We start from the raw sequence: 18501 nt of genomic DNA, 5'->3' as shown, positions 1-18501 counted from the left end.
GTAATTGATTTACATCATGTATTAATTTTTTTTCACAATTAACAATGAGCTCAGTGATAAGAACCTAACCCTTAGGAATTATAATGAGCAAGTTGAAGCTAGTAGTCATCGGTAACGGTATGGTAGGGCACCGTTATATTGAAGACTTAGTCGAGAAAGCTGATATCTCTAATATGGAGATTACCGTTTTCTGTGAAGAACCTCGTGTCGCATACGACCGTGTGCACCTTTCCTCTTACTTTTCTCACCATACTGCAGATGAACTTTCTTTAGTAAAAGAAGGCTTCTACGAGAAACACGGTATTAATATGCTGATCGGCGAACGCGCGATTAACATCAACCGTGAAAACCGCATTGTTTACTCAAGCACTGGCCGTGAAGTTCAATACGACAAGCTGATTCTTGCTACAGGCTCATTCCCATTTGTCCCGCCTATCAAAGGTCATGAAAGCAAAGACTGTTTTGTTTACCGCACGATCGAAGATCTAAAAGCGATTGAAGCGTGTGCGAAAAACAGCAAATCAGGCGTGGTTATCGGTGGTGGTCTACTCGGTCTTGAAGCGGCAGGCGCACTAAAAGCATTGGGTGTAGAAACACACGTTGTTGAGTTCGCACCAAAGCTGATGGCTGAGCAACTTGACCTTGCTGGTGGTAACCAACTTCGTCAAAAGATCGAGCGTATGGGCGTGAACGTTCACACCAGCAAAAACACGCTTGAGATTGCGGCAGAAGGCACAAACGCACGCAACGTTATGCGTTTTGCTGACGGTTCAGAGCTAGAAACAGACTTCATCGTATTCTCTGCAGGTATTCGTCCACAAGACAAACTAGCTCGTCAAATGGAGCTAGAAGTTGGCCCTCGTGGTGGTGTTGCCATCAACGACCACTGCCAGACTTCTGATGAGAACATCTACGCTATTGGTGAGTGTGCGTCTTGGAACGACATGTTCTACGGTCTTGTTGCTCCGGGTTACAAGATGGCGACGGTTGCCGTTGATCACCTACTAGGTAACACAGAAAGCAAATTCGAAGGCGCTGATATGTCTGCGAAGCTAAAACTGCTTGGTGTGAAAGTGGGCTCTATCGGTGATGCGAATGGTCGCACTGAAGGTTGTAAGAGTTACGTTTACCAAAACGAAGAACAAGAAGTTTACAAACGTCTTATCGTTTCTGAAGACAACAAGAAACTGCTTGGTGCGGTATTAGTGGGTGATACGTCTGACTACGGCGATTTGCTTCAATTGATGTTGAACGAAATCGACCTACCAGAACACCCAGATGCCTTGATCCTTCCTGCACACGCAGGCGCTGAGAAACCAGCACTAGGTGCCGACGCTCTACCAGAAAGCGCAGTGATCTGTTCATGTTTCGATGTAACCAAAGGCAAGATCGCACAAGCGGTTGCTGATGGCCACCATACATTGGGCGACATCAAAGCAGTGACTGGCGCTGGCACAGGCTGTGGTGGTTGTATTCCTCTAGTCACTTCTGTTCTAAACGCAGAGCTTGCTAAATCTGGTATTGAAGTGAAGCACGACGTTTGTGAGCACTTTGCTTACTCACGCCAAGAGTTGTTCCACCTAATCCGTATCGAAGAGATCAAAACGTTTGATGAGCTTTTAGAGAAATACGGTAAAGGTTACGGCTGTGAAGTTTGTAAACCACTGGCTGGTTCTATCTTGGCTTCTTGCTGGGGTGAGCACATTCTTAAGCCACAACTGGTTAAGCTGCACGACACCAACGATAACTTCCTAGGTAACATTCAAAAAGATGGTACTTACTCCGTAATCCCACGTATGGCGGGTGGTGAAGTTACACCTCAAGCACTGGGTGCACTAGCGAACGTTGCTGCAGAATACAACCTATACACCAAAGTAACCGGTGCTCAACGTATTGGTCTGTTCGGTGCTCAAAAAGACGATCTTCCAGAGATCTGGCGCAAGCTTATCGACGCTGGCTTCGAAACAGGTCAAGCGTACGCAAAAGCACTTCGTATGGCGAAGACATGTGTTGGCTCAACGTGGTGTCGTTACGGCGTTCAAGATTCTGTTGGTTTAGGCTCTTATATTGAGAACCGTTACAAAGGCATTCGTACACCTCATAAGATGAAGTTCGGTGTTTCTGGCTGTACTCGTGAGTGTGCGGAAGCACAAGGTAAAGACCTTGGTATCATCGCGACTGACGCAGGTTGGAACATGTACGTATGTGGTAACGGCGGTATGAAACCTCGTCACGCAGACCTACTTGCAAGTGACCTAGATAAAGAAACGCTAATCAAGTACATCGACCGCTTCATGATGTTCTACATCCGTACTGCTGCGCCACTACAACGCACATCCGTTTGGATGGAAAACATGGAAGGTGGCGTTGACTACCTACGCGAAGTGATTGTTGAAGACAAACTTGGCATCAACGCTCAACTAGAAGCAGACGTAGCGAAGCTTGTAGACGAGTACGAATGTGAGTGGACTGCCACCATCAACGACGAATCACAACTGACTCGTTTCGCGCACTTCATCAACTCTGACAAGCGCGATGACAACGTTGTGTTTGTACAAGAGCGCGAACAGCACCGCCCAGCAACCTTCACGGAAAAACATCCTGAAGCGAAAGGCGACATCCTACACGTAGCGATCACTGAAGCATAAGGGAAGGTTGATTATGTCATTTGAAAAGATTTGCAAAATCAGCGACATCGTACCGGGCACGGGTGTTTGTGCACTGGTTGATGGTCAGCAAGTTGCGGTATTCCGCCCAACGCAAGCAGAAGAAGTGCTGGCGATCAGCAACACAGACCCGTTCTTCCAATCAAACGTGCTTTCTCGCGGTCTGATCTGTGAGCACCAAGGCGAGCTTTGGGTGGCAAGCCCACTTAAGAAGCAACGCTTTAACCTGACAACAGGTGCGTGCATGGAAGACGAGCGTTTTAGCGTGAAAGCGTACAAAACGCGCGTAACCAACGGCGAAGTAGAAATTTCTGCATAAGCTTGGTTTCCATTCCCTCCTCTAAGGGGGAGGGAATGAACTGAAACCTAGATTTAATAGACAAAGGCTTTCCAAGAGTCATCTTGGGGGAACAGGGAAGCGAGATGATGTCGACAGCAGTGGGTGTCAACGGGAAGCCTTTCTCTATTCAATCTTTAACTTTTTAACTTTCAATTTTGAATAAGGACACATTCATGTCTACAGACTTTAAACCTGCTGAATTCGTGCAAACCATGATCAACGTGGGTGAAGCGAAAATTAATACCAGCACTCGAGATCTTCTGCTTCGTGGCACGATGGCAGGCGTTATTCTGTCTCTTGCAGTGGTGGTTGCTATTACCGCAATTGTACAAACGGGCATCGGCCTTCTGGGGGCGCTTGTTTTCCCTGTGGGCTTTGTGATTCTCAGTGTGATGGGTTACGACCTTGTAACCGGTGTTTTTGGTCTTGCTCCTTTGGCTAAGTTTGCTAACCGTCCGGGTATCACTTGGGGTCGTATTTTCCGTTGCTGGGGATTGGTAGGTTTGGGTAACCTAATCGGTTCTCTAATAGTGGCTTACCTAGTGGCAATCTCTCTAACGGGTAACTTCTCTCTAGAATTGAACGCGGTAGCGAAGAAGTTTGTCGCTGTATCGACTGCCCGTAGCCTTGGTTTCGAAAACATGGGTATGGACGGATGGATCACGTGTTTTGTACGCGCTATCTTCTGTAACCTAATGGTGTGCCTAGGCGTGATCGGCAACATGACGGCACGTTCAGTATCTGGTCGTGTAGCGATGATGTGGTTCCCAATCTTCATCTTCTTCGCACTCGTATTTGAGCACACCGTGGTAAACATGTTCCTATTCCCACTGGGTATGATTCTAGGTGCGGATTTTGGTATCGCGACTTGGTTGAACTTCAACCTTATCCCAACCATCTTAGGTAACATCGTTGGTGGTCTTGTAATGACTTGTCTGCCACTGTACCTAACTCATGCGAAAACAGCGCCTTCTATCAACGTAGTTGAAGAAGAAGTAAAAGCAGAGCCTGCAATCGCAAAATAAACTGCTTTTATCTGGCCCTACCTATGGAAGGTAGGGCTACTCAACTCATTTAACTTTCAATAGATATTGTATTGATTTAGCTATAAAAAGTAATAACTCCTTGGGGTGATTTTAACCTTGAGTTAATGACTTGAGTGTTACTTTTTATGTCCAAATTTTCGTTAGGCGTTGATATGACAACTGTTAACTCATCTTTAAACAGCGGCTTTGTTTCTCTTGTTGGTGCAGGTCCTGGTGACCCTGATTTACTCACAGTAAAAGGCTTAAAAGCCATTCAAGCGGCTGAAGTTGTTGTGTACGACCGATTGGTATCAAAAGATATTCTTGAGTTGGCCCATGCATCAGCAGAGATGATTTATGTTGGGAAAAAGCTCGATTTTCACTGTGTACCTCAAGATCAAATCAACCAAATCTTGGTGCAGAAAGCGCAAGAAGGTAAACGCGTTGTGCGCCTAAAAGGTGGGGACTCATTTATCTTTGGCCGTGGTGGTGAAGAGCTAGAAGAGCTAGCCGAATTTGGCATCAAATACGAAGTGGTTCCTGGTATTACGGCGGCGGCGGGCGCGACGGCTTATGCTGGTATTCCATTAACACACCGCGACCATGCACAAAGCGTTCAATTTATCACTGGTCATGTACAAAAAGATGGTCGTGAGATTGAATGGCATTCACTAGCGCAATCCAACAACACACTTGTGTTCTATATGGGGTTGAAGCAAAGCGGCCACATTATGGATAAGCTGATCACTCATGGGTTAGATCCTGAGATGTCATGCGCCATTATTGAAAACGGTACGCGCCCGGAGCAGCGCGTGCTCCAAGGAAAGTTGAACGAGCTATCGATCATGGCAGAGCAAGCCGTGAGCCCAGCATTGATTGTGGTTGGCAGCGTGACTCAACTTCACAACAAGTTGGATTGGTTCGCAAAGTAATACTGCCCAGAAGTGACTATATTTTACAGGGACTTTGCTGCCTCTGCATTTCTTGCTTACGCATAGGCATTTGATCAATGAGGTTGTTGATAAACGGCCAGTCTGTTTCTGCGCCCCAACGGTGCTTTTCTAGACCATCTTTACCAAGCAAAATAGCAGTATGAGAACCTTTTTCGACCGCATAAAGACGAGCTAGCATTTTTAGGTCGAACTCTTCTTTAAGCCAAGCAGGAAAAGTATAACCTTGTTCTGTAATGACCAGTGTGACGACATCTCTGTCTTCCAACTCACACTCATTCATAAGTGTTTCTAGCAAGAATTGTTTGACGTATTCATCATTTTCCGGCGCAAAGTAGAGCACACTCCGATGGGGCCAGTATTTGGAGTGCGCTGGATAACCAAATGCTGTCGATGACAAGATACAAGAAAGTAGTATCACTAGTAACTTTCCGCCCATGATAGTTCCCCTAGAAACCCAAATAACTTTTTATACGTTAAGTTTAGTGGAATTGGCTCATTGTGCTTTTTCCAAAACTGGCATAGGGTAGGCAGCAAATAAATTGAGCGTAGAAATAGATGAGTTCGGAAAGCAAACAAAAAATCGCCATTTTGGTTGATGTACAGAATGTGTATTACACCTGTCGCGAAGCGTATCGAAGCAATTTTGATTACAACCAGTTTTGGTATGTTGCCACACAAGGGAAAGAGGTGGTATGTGCTCGTGCTTATGCCATTGCGAGTAACGATCCCAAGCAACGTCAGTTCCACCATATTCTTCGTGGTGTTGGCTTTGAGGTGATGCTTAAACCCTACATCCAGCGTCGTGATGGCAGCTCGAAAGGCGATTGGGATGTGGGTATTACTCTCGATGCAATTGAAATTGCTCCCGAAGTTGAGGAAGTGATTCTAGTTTCGGGAGATGGAGACTTTAGTCTGCTAGTAGAGAGAATTCAGCAGCGCTTCAATAAAACGGTGACCGTTTATGGTGTACCTAAGCTAACATCCCAAACTCTGATTGATTGTGCCGACAATTTTGTCGCGATTGATGACGATTTCTTGCTGTAGTTAATAGTGCAATAAAGAAAGGCGAGTCACTCAGGCTGTACGAAAACGTACAATGACTCGCCTCTAATTTATCGTTGATTTGGCTAGTTACGAAGGAATGATCATTTGCCCTAGCAAGTAACCCAAGCAACACGCACCAATCACGCCGATTAAGCCCACAGACATGAATGAGTGGTTGAAGTACCACTTACCAATCTTAGTTGTGCCCGAGGTATCGAAGTTCACAGTCGCGATATCTGAAGGGTAGTTTGGAATAAAGAAGTAGCCGTATACCGCTGGCATCAAGCCGATAAGCAGCGCAGGTTCCAAACCTAAGCCGAGACCAACAGGCAGCATCATGCGAGCCGTTGCAGCTTGAGAGTTCACCACAACCGACACAATGAATAACGCAAGCGCAAATGTCCAAGGGTAGTTGGTTACCATCTCAACGATGCCGGATTTAAATTGAGGCATAGCGTACTGGAAGTAGGTATCTGACATCCATGCAATACCGAAGATAGCAATCGCCGCCACCATACCAGATTTAAATACCACCCCATTTGGTACGTCACGCGGGTCAGTTTTGGTCGCTAGCAAAATGATACCGCCGAAGCAGAGCATCATCATTTGAATCACAACCGCCATGCTGATTGGCTTCGAGCCATCTACGATGGTACGAATGTCTGGCCACATCGCGATAACGACGATAACCAAGATAGAAGCAATGAACAGCAATACAGAGTTACGAGCACTTGTTGGTAGTACTTCATCAAGAGACGTCGCAGTTGTGTTGAGGATCTTTTCGCGCCACACAGGATCTTTCAAACGCTCTTGGTATTCTTCATCGTCGTCTAGCTCTTTACCACGCTTTAGGCTGTAAAGTGACATCAACAACGTACCGAATAAGGTTGCAGGTACAGTAACGAGCAAAATTGAGAGCAGAGTGATCTCGTGTTGAATATCAGAGAGTTGCGCCAAGTAGTAAACTACGGCCGCTGAAATTGGTGAGGCCGTGATTGCGATTTGAGACGCGACAGAAGCGGCAGCCATAGGACGCTCTGGACGAATGCCGTTTTTCAATGCAACGTCGCCAATGATTGGCATAATGGAGTAAACCGCGTGACCTGTACCGAGCAAGAAAGTCATAAAGTAAGTCACAAAAGGAGCAATAAGGGTGACGCGTTTTGGGTTCTTACGAAGCACACGCTCGGCAACTTGCAGCATGTATTTCAAACCGCCAGCGGCTTCAAGAATGGAAGCACATGTTACCACCGCTAAAATGATCAACATAACGGTGACAGGAGGAGAGGTTGGCGGCATCTTAAAGATGAAGACTTCAATCACCAAGCCAATTCCGGATACGACCCCAAGGCCTATACCACCATAACGTGAGCCGATATACAGCATCACGAGCAAAAATAGAAACTCAAGATACAACATGTGGATTTCCTTATTCAAAACAGAGGGCTACATAGCCAAATTACCTCTTTGTATTGTCTCGATATTCAGAAAGAAAATACTTCATGTTGTTCACAATCCGCTGGATAAGAAACAGCAATATTCAATTATTGGCAATAACTCACGCTACACAGGGGAACTGTTAACACAGTTTTATCAGGGTGTTTTTATTCTGTGTATTTTTGCGATCATGTGAGCGTTAAATGCGAAGAGGTTTAAGAGTTTGTTGCTATTCATCGCATACGTAACCAGACCTTACAGCTTCACAGAACTCGGAAATACAGTAATAACTAACCCTAAGAGTGCTTCTTTGTTATGAAAACGCAAAGGATAATAGTTTGCATTGCGATTGGTGCTTGGGTATAAAGGTGTCAGAATGACTACACCAACAATAAGCCATCATGTCTGAGCAATTTTTCCCGCAACTGTTTCAAACTTCGAGTGAGATTACACCTTACCTACACGGTGATATCGGCGAGATAGCGCAAGAAGCTATCCATATCGAGAATGATATCAACCCGATCATCCAAGGCCTTTACCAGCAAATCTCGGAGGCTCATCCGGAAGCGGGAAAAGCATATTGGTTGACAAGAACGTGGGATTTACTTTGTTGGCAGCCAGTTTATGTCGCATTCATCTCTATTTACGGTTACCACACGTTGCCAAACATTCGCGAGATAGCTCAGCACCTCAAACCTTGTTTTGTTTCTGGGTACCGATTCGCCGACGAAGCGCATATACATGGCGAGCCAGAGGCGTTGATAAAAGAGGCGGGGCGTCAAATCCGAGAACTGTTCGACTTCTATCAACAAGAGATGAGTCAATGGACACGCATTCGTCCTGGCTTCACTCATCAATTGATGTCGGATGGGATCATGGCTTGTTTGATTCGTCTTCAACAGCGTTTTCCGCAAATGACCAACACAACATTACGTGAGCATGCCATCTTGTGGTTACAGGCATTGGGTTTAGATGTCAACAATAGTCATTCACTTTATGAGACGTCACTGGATCAGCCGCTAAAATTGGTCAGAAAAAGCTGTTGTTTAGTCTATAAGTGTGAAGGCAGAAAGCTTTGTGAAGATTGTCCTCGTTTAGAAAAAAATCGACAGCTTATGAGCAAGCATAATTCTAATTAACATTTGGTTAACTTATGTAACAGTGCTCGATTTGAGAGTGAGAATAAGTATCATTGCATGCTCTTGTTGACAACAAAAAGATAAATACAATGATAAAAAGGACGTTTTCTCTTAATCTCATCGTACTTGCGATGAGCAGTGGATACGCAGTTAGCTCAATAGCTGCGGAAGGACTTCAACAAACATCAACACCAAGTGATGAACAAATGGTGGTCGTGGGCAGTGTGATGCCGAAATCGATCTCTGATATTCCAGGAACGGTTTGGTTTGTAGGGCAAGAGGAAATTGCTCAGCAATATCGCGCGGGCAAGACACTTGGTGACATTCTTTCTGCAACCATTCCTTCGTTAGACGTTGGTACGGGTGGTCGAACTAACTACGGCCAGAACCTGCGTGGCAGAGCGATGTTGGTGATGATTGATGGTGTCTCACTGCAGTCTTCTCGCCCAATTAGTCGTCAGCTTGATGCGATTGACCCATTCAACATCGAGCGAATTGAAGTACTATCTGGTGCGACCTCCATTTATGGGGCAGGCGCTACAGGTGGTGTTATCAACATTATCACCAAGAAAGCTTACTCCGATGACTTGTCATTTGAATCGTATGTCAGTGGGACTTCAGGCTTTAACAGCAGCGATGACTTTGATTACAAACTAGCTCAGTCTATCTCAGGTGGTAATGAGCGAATTGCCGCTAGGGGTTCGGTTGTGTACACCGAGACACAAGGTGCATTTGACGCAAATGGCGACATTGTCACCCCAGATATCTCCCAAGGCTCTCTGCAATACAACTCGACGCTTGATGTAATGGGATCGACAGAGATTCAAATCTCCGAAGCCAGCAAGTTAAACCTTCTCGCACAATACTATGACAGCCAGCAAGATTCGCCATACGGCTTGTATATTGTTAACAATAAATTTGTTGATGTACGAGAGGGATTCGATTCCGATCGTGAACACGGTACAGAGCGAGTTCTCTTAAGCGCGAACTACGCTCACGACAGCGTATTCGGTCATCAACTGATTGGCGAGTTGTCTTACCGAAGTGAAGACCAAACGTTTACTCCTTATTACCAAGGTGCTTCTCAGCAAAAGACAGAGGTTTTTGCTGGACGTTTGGCACTGGCAAAAAACTGGGAATCATTCAACCTTGTTTATGGTGTTGATGCGTATTTAGACCGTTTTGAGAGCAATCAAGCTCTATTCGATCCAAGCATTGCAAACAACTCTGGAAACTTGATTAATAAAACGTACGCCGAAGTTGGTCGTTACCCAGGTGTAGATGTAACGTCTTACGCAATGTTTGTTCAAGGTGACTATCAAATTAATCAAGATTGGTCCGTTCAAGCAGGCTACCGCTATCAATACATGGACAACAAGATTGATGACTTTGTTGCCTATAGCGTACAAAAGAAGATTGCCTCGGGTAAGGGGGTGTCAGCGGATGCGGTACCAGGTGGCAGCACCGACTACTCTGTAAGTCTGTTTAATTTGGGCACCATTTATCAGCTTAATGATGAATCTCAACTTTGGGCAAACTTCTCCCAAGGTTTCGAACTTGCTGACCCTGCGAAGTACTATGGTCAAGGCAGCTATGATGCTGTGGATGCAAACGGTCACTATGCGCTGAACAACAGCATTAATGTGTCTGACTCAAAAATGTCAGGTATTAAAACGGACAGCTATGAGATCGGTTACCGTCTTGATACCAACTCTCTTGCGCTTCAGGCGGCAGGCTATTACTCGCTTTCAGACAACTCCATCAAGTATGATAGAAAAACGTTGTTGATTACGAATGTTGACGACGAGCAGCGTGTTTACGGTGCAGAAGCAAACATCAATTACTGGGTGACCCGCGATATCCTGTTAGGGGCATCAGGACACTACGTAGTTTCTGAGCTGAAAACTGATGGTAAATGGGAAGACTTGAGCGCAGGTAAAGCCAGTACGTCTAAGGCTAATGCATGGGCTGCATACTACCAAGATTCGTACTCGATTCGTCTACAAAGTCAGACGATGTTTGATTACGAAGATGACGCCAACAATAAGTTGGAGGGCTACACCACGTTTGATCTTCTGGGTAATGTAACACTACCTGTTGGGCAGTTAGGCTTTGGTATTCAAAACCTATTTGACGAAGACTACACAACCGCTTGGGGTCAACGTGCGCAGATTCTTTACGCGGCACACTACGATGCAGCAGCTTACGACTACAAAGGAAGAGGTCGCACATTCACACTGAACTACAGTGTTGAATATTAAAGTCAATTCTCCTCGTACAACAAACAAAAAAAGCCGCATAAAGCGGCTTTTATTTTAAGCTTGATCTGTCGGCACTGTGTCTACAACATTTTCCGTGCTTTCCGAGGCTTGGTTTTGCTCTTCAGCTTCCATTTTTGCACGTTCAGCTTTGGAGATATAACGCGGCTTATTGCTCTTATGTAGCTTAGCGTTATGCTTCTTCTGTTTCGCTTTTAAGATCTGATTGATTTTCTTCTTGCGGTTCATGGTGGTGGTCCTTTAATTTAGCGGGGCAGGATAGTTATTTTTTTATCAAGTTACAACTAAATAAGCCCTTACGTCGGTCGCAAGATTCAAGTACGTATCTATGTCCAATCATCTCTCGCGTTTTAATGGAGTCCAAATGAAAACACTGATCACTGAGCGTTTGATATTACGTCTTGTGAGTGTAGATGATGCACCATTTATATTAGAACTTTATAACCATCCAGACTTTTACCGTTTTGTCGGAGATAAACAAATTCGTACTGAATATGAAGCGGCGCGTTATATAAAAGAAAACATGCTACGCATGCAAAAAGTTAAAGGCGTGAGTTTACTCGTAGTAGAGAAAAAGGACGATGGACAGCCGATAGGTATTTGTGGGCTAGTTAAACGTGACACATTGCAACACTACGATCTTGGGTATGGATTTTTACCTTCTGCTTATGGTTGCAGCTACGGAGTCGAGTCGGCAACCGTGGTGCTGGAATATGCTCGAGGGGAAATGAAACTCGATAAGTTGGCTGCTATCACCAACAATGACAATATTCGTAGTATAAGTTTGCTCAAAAAACTGGGCTTTGAGTTTGAACGAGTTGAGCAGCAATACGATAATGGTCGAATGTTAGAACTTTACACAATGACGTTGTGATTTTTGGAAGCTCATGAGCGATATTTTACTTGGCAAGCTCGCCACTGAATTTAAGACGGTAAAAGCCATGGTAGAGGTTTACTGTCACGATCACCATGGAAAAAAAAGTGACTTGTGCTCAGAATGTCGTGAGCTGCTTGAATACGCAGAAGTTCGTCTTGACCGCTGTCCTTATGGAGAGAATAAACCTACGTGTAACAAGTGTCCGATTCACTGTTATAAACCGGATCCGAAAGAGCAAATGCGTTTGGTGATGCGTTACTCTGGCCCCAGAATGCTACTGAAACATCCCATCTTGGCGGTTCGTCATTTACTTCATGAAAAGCGCGCGGTACCGGAAAAACCTGCAGCGAACGCGTCAAACCGTCACAAACGTTTATCTAAACAAAAAAGCGAAGAATAAAAAACGAGGGCGACATGCCCTCGTTTTCGTTGAGTAGAAGTTGCGTGGTTAGAGGCCAGCCGCCATACGCTGCTTAGTTTTACTCGCTGCAAGTAGCATATATACGCCAGTCGCAACCAAAGCGGCAAACAAGTAGCCTAGTAAGCCATGTTCTTGGCCCATAAATTTATCAGCCACAACCGGGCCAGCAACAGAGCCAATGCTGTAGCTGAACAGCATGACTTGTGTGGCAGAGACAATAAAGCGCTCATCAAGTCCTTCACAACCTAAGTTGATCGCAATTGGGTACAAGGCAAAAGTAGCTGCACCTAAAAAGAATAAAGCAGCAGCTAATACCACGGCTGACGATGAAATAAAGGTCAAACCGATCGAAAAAATACCCAAAATACAGAAGAACGCCATTAGCACTGTGCGGCTCATGTATTTGTTCAATGTGGTCACCATTGGTTGAACCAACATGCCACCTAGGATCACTAGTGCCATCAATGTACCAATGTCTTGATGGTTGATTTTACGGTTAGTTAGCTCAACAGGCATTAATCCGTATATCGCGCCTAAGGTCAAACCTGATACAACACAACCAATAATTGCAGCATGGTTTAGCTTGGCAATTTGCTTAAATGACAAAGCGGTTGATTCATGGCTGTTTGGTTGTTCACACTCAATAAACATTAGCACCAACATCGCCATTAGGATCAACGTCGTGATCGCGATAAAAGGAACACCGCCACTTACGCCAAGTACACCAATGCCAAATTGGCCTAATGCAGAACCGCCATAAAGCGATAGCATGTACAAGCTCAAACGTTTTGCACGTGATGCTTCGTCGCCAGACATTAGCCAAGATTCAACAATGACAAAAACGCCCGCAACGGCAATACCTGCGATAAAACGAGCAGCAAGCCACACTAACCCATTAGCAAAAACGGGTAGCGTGACAATCGTTAGCGAGAATGCCGCTAAGCAGCCAATAAACGCTTTACGGTGACCAACTTGACGCACGACACGCTCAATAAACATCGCGCCGACCAATAAGCCGCCATAAAACACACTCGCCAACCAACTCGCGTAATCTGCTGAGATGTTGTATTCACCGAGCATGAGAGGGATCAAGCTCATTAAATAGCCCGAAGCCACCGCATAAAGAGACAGTGCGACGACTGGAACTGTAACTCGTGGTGATGCTGCAGGAACGACTGTGTTTTCCACTGTTTTGCGCCTATAAGTTAAATGAAATCTAAGGGTTATTCGGCGCGAATATGAGGCTAATAGTTAGGCAAGTAAAATGATAAATTTAAGTCGTTTCGACAAATAATATTTGTTAACTAGATAGGTTGATAAGTTGCATAAAAACGCCAACCTACAAACGAGGTTGGCGTGGAAGATTATTTAGTAAGTGCTTGATTTAACCATTGATCGAATTGAGTTTTAGGTAACGCACCATTGATCATATCAACGCGTTGACCATTTTTGAAAACCATAATGGTAGGAATGCTGCGAATACCAAATTGCGCCGCAAGTTGTTGTTGAGCTTCGGTATCAATCTTAACAAAACGAGCCGTTCCGGCTTGCTCATGAGCAACATCAGAGAAAACAGGAGCAAAACCAACGCACGGGTTGCACCATGGGGCCCAAAAATCTACTACAACAGGCATATCACTTTGTAATAGAGCAGAAAAGTTATGTTGTGTACCTTCGATAGGCGAGCCGTCTAAAAGTGCACTTTTACATTTACCGCAAGTTGCAGATTCGGCAACGCGCTCATTAGGGACACGATTTAGACCGCCGCACGAAGGGCAGCGAGTTTTAAACGATGACATGACTTCTTCCTTTATTACGTATTGATGAAAACATGACTTACCAGTCAGCCTCATTATTTGTATACTTATTTTTTAACCTGCCGAAATAACGCAGCGCAGGTTTGTATTTGAGCCTAAGGTTCTAAGAAATTTTATTAAAATACAACAATAAATAGGTCTGCGATGACAAATTACTACGCTGAAATTACAGGTTGGGGGAAATGTGTTCCTCCTGCCGTGCTCTCTAACGATGATCTTAGCACTTTCCTTGATACTTCAGATGAGTGGATTCGTACCCGCACCGGTATCGAAAACCGCCGTATTAGCCATGTAAATACTTCAGACATGGCAACCGTTGCTGCCCAACACGCATTGGCGCGCGCGGGCGTTGACGCAAGCGACGTTGATTTAATCATTGTGGCGACTTGTTCTCCTGATTCACTTATTCCAAACATCGCATCTAAAATACAGCAGAACTTGGGCATTCGTTCTGCGGCGGCCTTTGACTTAAATGCCGCATGTACGGGATTTGTCTATGGCCTAGAAACGGGCACACGTTTGATTCAATCAGGTAACTATCGTAACGCGATCATTATTGGTGCGGAAAGATTGTCATTCTACATCGATTGGGCAATGCGAGATACCGCTGTTCTATTTGGTGATGGTGCGGGCGCCGTTGTGTTATCAAGAACGGAAAAAGAAACGGGTTTACTACAGTCTCAAATCGGTTGTGACGCAAAAGGCCGCGATATTCTGTCCGTACCAAAGTTTGGTACTTGTATGGATCGCTTTGCGGAAGACAACGGTTACTGGGATTTCAACTTTGTAGGACAAGAGATCTTCAAACGTGCGGTAAAAGGTATGGGGCTAGCTGCGAAAACCGTACTGAAAGCATCACAGTTAACGACGGAACAAATCGATGTTGTGATTCCGCATCAAGCGAATATTCGTATTATTCAAACCTTGTGCGACCTGTCTGGAATTCCACACGACAAAGCGTTTGTTAACATTCAAAACTATGGCAATACTTCAGCTGCGACGGTGCCAATTGCATTGTGTGAAGCGGTAGAGCAAGGTCGAGTTAACCCAGGTGATAACATGCTTCTTGCTGCGTTTGGTGCAGGTTTGACATGGGGTGCGGCAGTATTGAAATGGGGTGACCGCGTAACGCCAATTGGTGAAAGTGATGCGGTTCTGCCTGAATGTGAGCAATCCGCGCTAGAATTACTTGAGCGTGCCATTAAGCTGTGTAACGAACGCCGTCGAGACGAGGTGTAACGGACACTTTGCAAACATAAGATGAGTAAGGGAGCGCGAGGCTCCCTTATTTGATGATGCGTTCTACAGCTAACCTGTAAAATATCTTAAGCCATAAAACCCAGGTTTGAATGAGTAAAATTACGGATGTTCGGGAACACGTATTCCAGTGCAGCGTTATCACTCACGCCCATCCACTGTGCTAGTGTTGAACCAACTTGATCAGCGGCAATTTTGGGTATGAGTCGGCCTTGAGAGTAATCATCGTTTCCGCCCAGTATTAGTTCCGGCCATGTACCGATAGGTTGTTTCCCATTTACCGCGCCTCCAATTAATAGTTGATGGCCACCCCAGCCATGATCGGTACCATTTCCGTTGCTCATCATCCGTCGACCGAAGTCAGACATAGTGAAAGAGGTGACTTGCTTGTTTAGCCCTAACCGTTCGACCGCACGATACATTGCTAAAAGGTTTGTCGCGAGATCCTCAAGTAACACTGGATGACGTGCCAATTGCGAATCGTGTAGGTCATACCCAGAGTGTTTAACGAAAAAGACTTGTCGTTGTTGCTTCAGGACATCTTGGCTTGCTATCAATTTGTACACGGTTTGCATCTGCTTGCCGAGTGTCGATGACGTAAACAGAGGCTCGTCAGCAATGTGGTTGAGTTGCTCGCTCAGTACACTACTCATTACCATCGACTCATCAACCATCAAATTAAAATGACCATTAAATGGATTGTCAGTTTGATGAGAGAGAAGGCGATCATAGATACCTTTGTATAAAGGGTTATCAATCGCGGTAAGCTGAACCGCGCGATCTTTTTTCAGGACGGTTTGGCGGTGTTCCATTGCCCGTAACCAAAGCGAGTTCCCGTGCACACTGTATAGTGGGGTTATTTCTGATTCAGAAGTTAATACGTCCAACATTCTTCCTGCCCAACCCAAGTTGCTAGATTCTTGCATACCACCAAGTAACCAAGCGTCTGTTTGTGAATTGTGGGAAAATAGTTGCTCGGGAAGTGACGCTTCACCTAGCTCAATCGCTTGTTTTGTAACGGGATGGTTGAGAATGCCGCTATTGAGCACGATATTGGCATCGCCTTGTTCGAAAATTGAAGACAGCGCCTTTAGTTTGGGGTGTAAGCCAAGTTCTACCAGATTATCCGAGCTATCGGCGGTACGCAAATTGATAGGGAGTATGTCTTCTTTGGCGACAGAGAGTGGCCCTCTGACTTTGGAATATTGACGATAGTGCGCCTCCGATAATGGCAGTATGGTGTTGAATGCATCGTTTCCGCCTGCTAAATACACACATATTAATGCTCGAAAGTCATTGGATGGCGCTGCGAGAGAGTAACCCGGTAGACCAAGCGAAGCTAAAGCGCCCATCGATGCAGTGCTTTTTATAAAATGTCGTCGTGAAATATCCATAATCCACTCCTAATCCTGAATATAGAATTCATCGCCGGAAATGGCGGTAAAAATCACCAAGGCGAGCTTTGTTGTTGGCACATAGTCCTCACGATATTCATCTAACACGGTGAGCATGAGTTTTTTTAATTCCGCCGAGGCCGTTCCAGCAAAGAAGCGTTTGTTAACCAGCTCGACTAAGGCATCGTGATCATCCAAAAGAAGATAAAACTCGCCGAGATCGAGAGTGTAGGAATCACCGCCGCCTCTGCGAGTGCTGGTCAACATATAGTTGACCAAATCGGTATAAACGGACCAGTTCAGTAGCTCATACTCAGGAGAGCTAATACCAGACTCCGTAAACTCGTTAGATGGTTGGTAGTCAGGAGAGTAAAAATTAAATACCGAAGGAGAACGAAGAGGTCCTTGATTGGCGATATTCATCATCGTAGTGGCGTCTTCGTAACGTGTAGATTTGATTGTAAAACCCGCGGCTCGATGAAAGTTAGTTAGGACCAGTATTGGCTCTTTCACTTTTATTGGCGGGGTATCTGTCATGCCTAGAGCCTCAGGATCGAGCAAGATGGCATGAATGACCGCGTTTAAATCTCCTTTTTCTCCTTTGCCATTGTTATTGAATACCGAAGCAACACGTGCGATGTACTCCGGACTTGGATTCGAAGTTACGAAACGTTGGATAAGTAGCTTAGAAACAAACGGCGCCATGTTTGGATGAGACATCAAAATATCGATCACTTTTGAAAGCTCTTCTTGCGCAGTTAAACCAGCAGGAATTGTGTTACCAAGCAATCGTTTCTCGCCACCATCGTGTCGGTGGCTGATGACTCGCATCGGTTCAACAAACGCTAAATCGGCATTTTTCCACCCAGTTAATGCTCGAGCGAGCTCTTGAATATCCGTTTGGGTATATGTGGGGATAGGCTTACCCGTTGTACGATCAAGCTTTTTACTGCCATCGATATTCAGTTCATACAAGCCTAGGGTGAACAACTGCATCAACTCTCGAGCGAAGTTCTCATCAGGTAATGCCCCCGTCGTGTTGTTCTCTTTTGCGCTACCGAGCATGGACAAATAGCTGCCCATAACAGGATGAATGGAAACGTCATATAATAAATCTCGGTAGTTGCCAAAAGCGTTAGCAATCAATACATCATAGTAGTCGACTAGACCAGTGGGCTTACTGGAAAGAACACCGCCATAGCGAGAGACCACTAAGATCTGGCTTAATGCATACGCCATGCGTTGTCTGAGTTGATCATCAGCAGTAATAACAATTTGATACCAAGCGTTTTCGCGATTGGATTGTGCGCCTTTGGAAAAAGGTGTCCGATAGAGCGGTTGATGATAGGTGGCAGGAAGGTAGATTTGTTGAGATATCCAACTTTCCATCCCGACTTCTTCTACCTCATCAATTAATGTTGGTGTTGGCCCAAAAGTGCTCTGATAGAGGAAACGCGCAACGGTTTGATCGGAGGGCGTTAGTTTCATTTCTGCTGGTACTGAAGGGACGTAACTTAGTAATAAGATAATCAACCCTAGAACCCAACAAGAGATTTCATTCTGTTTCTGACGTCTCATAGTTAACTCGCTTACCCGAGGGAACGACTTAAATCCATTTAACGGGAGTGATTAAGCTCATTTGAGCTAAATAATAAATTTAGAAAAATCAAGCAGCTGCAGGAACGAGTATAGTCTCTATAAGTGACTAACAAAAAACTCAATCTATGAATTTGGTACTTTAGTGCTAGATGTTTTTGATATTTATTTAGGTAACGTACTGATATTTAATATTGCGTGAGAATAGGGTCAAACAGTGATATAGCGAGGAATGTGTGGTGATACTGCAATAATG

Annotated in this window: 17 protein-coding genes; 10 read left to right on the top strand and 7 right to left on the bottom strand. The window is 45.0% G+C overall.

The genetic code is table 11. From position 1 onward, the window contains the following. Positions 1-83 precede the first annotated feature (83 nt). From nirB to cobA, 4 genes are all read left to right on the top strand, one after another. A complete protein-coding gene (nirB, locus tag CAG69_RS15955; RefSeq protein WP_161445109.1) occupies positions 84-2648 on the top strand; it encodes a nitrite reductase large subunit NirB in 2565 nt (854 codons plus the stop codon). A 13-nt stretch (positions 2649-2661) separates the two neighbouring features. Further along, complete coding sequence (gene nirD, locus CAG69_RS15950; RefSeq protein WP_161445107.1) at positions 2662-2985, top strand: nitrite reductase small subunit NirD; 324 nt, start codon at positions 2662-2664, stop codon at positions 2983-2985. Positions 2986-3179: 194 nt separating this feature from the next. Then, positions 3180-4031, top strand: a complete 852-nt coding sequence (locus CAG69_RS15945; RefSeq protein ID WP_161445105.1) for a formate/nitrite transporter family protein — start codon at positions 3180-3182, stop codon at positions 4029-4031. Between the two features lie 173 nt (positions 4032-4204). Further along, positions 4205-4963 (top strand): uroporphyrinogen-III C-methyltransferase, encoded by a 759-nt coding sequence (gene cobA, locus CAG69_RS15940; RefSeq protein ID WP_161445103.1) that lies wholly within the window; start codon positions 4205-4207, stop codon positions 4961-4963. A 16-nt stretch (positions 4964-4979) separates the two neighbouring features. On the opposite strand, the gene CAG69_RS15935 is transcribed toward cobA, so the two are convergent. After that, positions 4980-5420, bottom strand: coding sequence for a DUF4174 domain-containing protein (locus CAG69_RS15935; RefSeq protein WP_017820187.1), 441 nt, complete (start codon positions 5418-5420; stop codon positions 4980-4982). A gap of 119 nt (positions 5421-5539) precedes the next feature. Between CAG69_RS15935 and CAG69_RS15930 the strand changes: the two genes are divergently transcribed. Then, positions 5540-6028, top strand: a complete 489-nt coding sequence (locus CAG69_RS15930; RefSeq protein ID WP_017634650.1) for a LabA-like NYN domain-containing protein — start codon at positions 5540-5542, stop codon at positions 6026-6028. Between the two features lie 87 nt (positions 6029-6115). Here the strand turns inward: CAG69_RS15930 and CAG69_RS15925 are convergent, their stop codons facing one another. Then, positions 6116-7447 carry an anaerobic C4-dicarboxylate transporter gene (locus tag CAG69_RS15925; protein WP_005376060.1) on the bottom strand — a complete coding sequence of 444 codons (1332 nt, stop codon included), beginning with the start codon at positions 7445-7447 and terminating at the stop codon, positions 6116-6118. Positions 7448-7866: 419 nt separating this feature from the next. Here CAG69_RS15925 and CAG69_RS15920 point away from each other — a divergent pair, with 419 nt between their 5' ends. Both CAG69_RS15920 and CAG69_RS15915 read left to right on the top strand, forming a co-directional pair. Further along, on the top strand, positions 7867-8604 hold the full coding sequence (locus tag CAG69_RS15920; RefSeq protein ID WP_161445101.1) for a siderophore ferric iron reductase: 738 nt from the start codon (positions 7867-7869) through the stop codon (positions 8602-8604). Positions 8605-8693: 89 nt separating this feature from the next. Then, positions 8694-10865, top strand: coding sequence for a TonB-dependent receptor (locus CAG69_RS15915; protein WP_161445099.1), 2172 nt, complete (start codon positions 8694-8696; stop codon positions 10863-10865). A 54-nt stretch (positions 10866-10919) separates the two neighbouring features. Here the strand turns inward: CAG69_RS15915 and CAG69_RS15910 are convergent, their stop codons facing one another. Beyond that, entirely contained in the window at positions 10920-11111 is a 192-nt protein-coding gene (locus CAG69_RS15910; RefSeq protein WP_012842232.1) for a DUF2986 domain-containing protein, read from the bottom strand. Between the two features lie 136 nt (positions 11112-11247). On the opposite strand from CAG69_RS15910, the gene CAG69_RS15905 reads away from it, so the two are divergent. Together CAG69_RS15905 and CAG69_RS15900 are read left to right on the top strand one after the other, a co-directional pair. After that, positions 11248-11757: a GNAT family N-acetyltransferase gene (locus CAG69_RS15905; protein WP_161445096.1), complete on the top strand. Its 510-nt coding sequence runs from the start codon at positions 11248-11250 to the stop codon at positions 11755-11757. A gap of 13 nt (positions 11758-11770) precedes the next feature. Next, positions 11771-12160, top strand: coding sequence for a nitrous oxide-stimulated promoter family protein (locus tag CAG69_RS15900; RefSeq protein ID WP_109170309.1), 390 nt, complete (start codon positions 11771-11773; stop codon positions 12158-12160). A 48-nt stretch (positions 12161-12208) separates the two neighbouring features. Here the strand turns inward: CAG69_RS15900 and CAG69_RS15895 are convergent, their stop codons facing one another. Beyond that, positions 12209-13369, bottom strand: a complete 1161-nt coding sequence (locus CAG69_RS15895; RefSeq protein WP_012842235.1) for an MFS transporter — start codon at positions 13367-13369, stop codon at positions 12209-12211. 176 nt (positions 13370-13545) lie between these two features. Beyond that, positions 13546-13980 carry a thioredoxin TrxC gene (gene trxC / locus CAG69_RS15890; protein ID WP_161445094.1) on the bottom strand — a complete coding sequence of 145 codons (435 nt, stop codon included), beginning with the start codon at positions 13978-13980 and terminating at the stop codon, positions 13546-13548. 162 nt (positions 13981-14142) lie between these two features. On the opposite strand from trxC, the gene CAG69_RS15885 reads away from it, so the two are divergent. Then, on the top strand, positions 14143-15237 hold the full coding sequence (locus CAG69_RS15885; RefSeq protein WP_161445092.1) for a ketoacyl-ACP synthase III: 1095 nt from the start codon (positions 14143-14145) through the stop codon (positions 15235-15237). A gap of 86 nt (positions 15238-15323) precedes the next feature. On the opposite strand, the gene CAG69_RS15880 is transcribed toward CAG69_RS15885, so the two are convergent. Together CAG69_RS15880 and CAG69_RS15875 are read right to left on the bottom strand one after the other, a co-directional pair. Further along, positions 15324-16649: a DUF1501 domain-containing protein gene (locus tag CAG69_RS15880; protein ID WP_161445090.1), complete on the bottom strand. Its 1326-nt coding sequence runs from the start codon at positions 16647-16649 to the stop codon at positions 15324-15326. A 9-nt stretch (positions 16650-16658) separates the two neighbouring features. Then, the gene (locus CAG69_RS15875) at positions 16659-18227 is read right to left on the bottom strand and encodes a DUF1800 domain-containing protein (RefSeq protein WP_161445088.1); all 1569 of its coding nucleotides are present in this window, start codon (positions 18225-18227) and stop codon (positions 16659-16661) included. Positions 18228-18501: the final 274 nt, after the last annotated feature.

The sequence above is a fragment of the Vibrio sp. V43_P6S15P86 genome (assembly GCF_009904725.1).
GTDB classification, from domain to species: Bacteria; Pseudomonadota; Gammaproteobacteria; order Enterobacterales; family Vibrionaceae; genus Vibrio; species Vibrio diabolicus.
This window is presented reverse-complemented; position numbering and strand designations above follow the sequence as displayed.

Bases quoted from the DNA above. Each gene is read 5' to 3' on its own strand.
- nirB (WP_161445109.1), top strand. From the start codon at position 84: ATGAGCAAGTTGAAGCTAGTAGTCATCGGTAACGGTATGGTAGGGCAC.
- nirD (WP_161445107.1), top strand. From the start codon at position 2,662: ATGTCATTTGAAAAGATTTGCAAAATCAGCGACATCGTACCGGGCACG.
- CAG69_RS15945 (WP_161445105.1), top strand. From the start codon at position 3,180: ATGTCTACAGACTTTAAACCTGCTGAATTCGTGCAAACCATGATCAAC.
- cobA (WP_161445103.1), top strand. From the start codon at position 4,205: ATGACAACTGTTAACTCATCTTTAAACAGCGGCTTTGTTTCTCTTGTT.
- CAG69_RS15935 (WP_017820187.1), bottom strand. From the start codon at position 5,420: ATGGGCGGAAAGTTACTAGTGATACTACTTTCTTGTATCTTGTCATCG.
- CAG69_RS15930 (WP_017634650.1), top strand. From the start codon at position 5,540: ATGAGTTCGGAAAGCAAACAAAAAATCGCCATTTTGGTTGATGTACAG.
- CAG69_RS15925 (WP_005376060.1), bottom strand. From the start codon at position 7,447: ATGTTGTATCTTGAGTTTCTATTTTTGCTCGTGATGCTGTATATCGGC.
- CAG69_RS15920 (WP_161445101.1), top strand. From the start codon at position 7,867: ATGTCTGAGCAATTTTTCCCGCAACTGTTTCAAACTTCGAGTGAGATT.
- CAG69_RS15915 (WP_161445099.1), top strand. From the start codon at position 8,694: ATGATAAAAAGGACGTTTTCTCTTAATCTCATCGTACTTGCGATGAGC.
- CAG69_RS15910 (WP_012842232.1), bottom strand. From the start codon at position 11,111: ATGAACCGCAAGAAGAAAATCAATCAGATCTTAAAAGCGAAACAGAAG.
- CAG69_RS15905 (WP_161445096.1), top strand. From the start codon at position 11,248: ATGAAAACACTGATCACTGAGCGTTTGATATTACGTCTTGTGAGTGTA.
- CAG69_RS15900 (WP_109170309.1), top strand. From the start codon at position 11,771: ATGAGCGATATTTTACTTGGCAAGCTCGCCACTGAATTTAAGACGGTA.
- trxC (WP_161445094.1), bottom strand. From the start codon at position 13,980: ATGTCATCGTTTAAAACTCGCTGCCCTTCGTGCGGCGGTCTAAATCGT.
- CAG69_RS15885 (WP_161445092.1), top strand. From the start codon at position 14,143: ATGACAAATTACTACGCTGAAATTACAGGTTGGGGGAAATGTGTTCCT.
- CAG69_RS15880 (WP_161445090.1), bottom strand. From the start codon at position 16,649: ATGGATATTTCACGACGACATTTTATAAAAAGCACTGCATCGATGGGC.
- CAG69_RS15875 (WP_161445088.1), bottom strand. From the start codon at position 18,227: ATGAGACGTCAGAAACAGAATGAAATCTCTTGTTGGGTTCTAGGGTTG.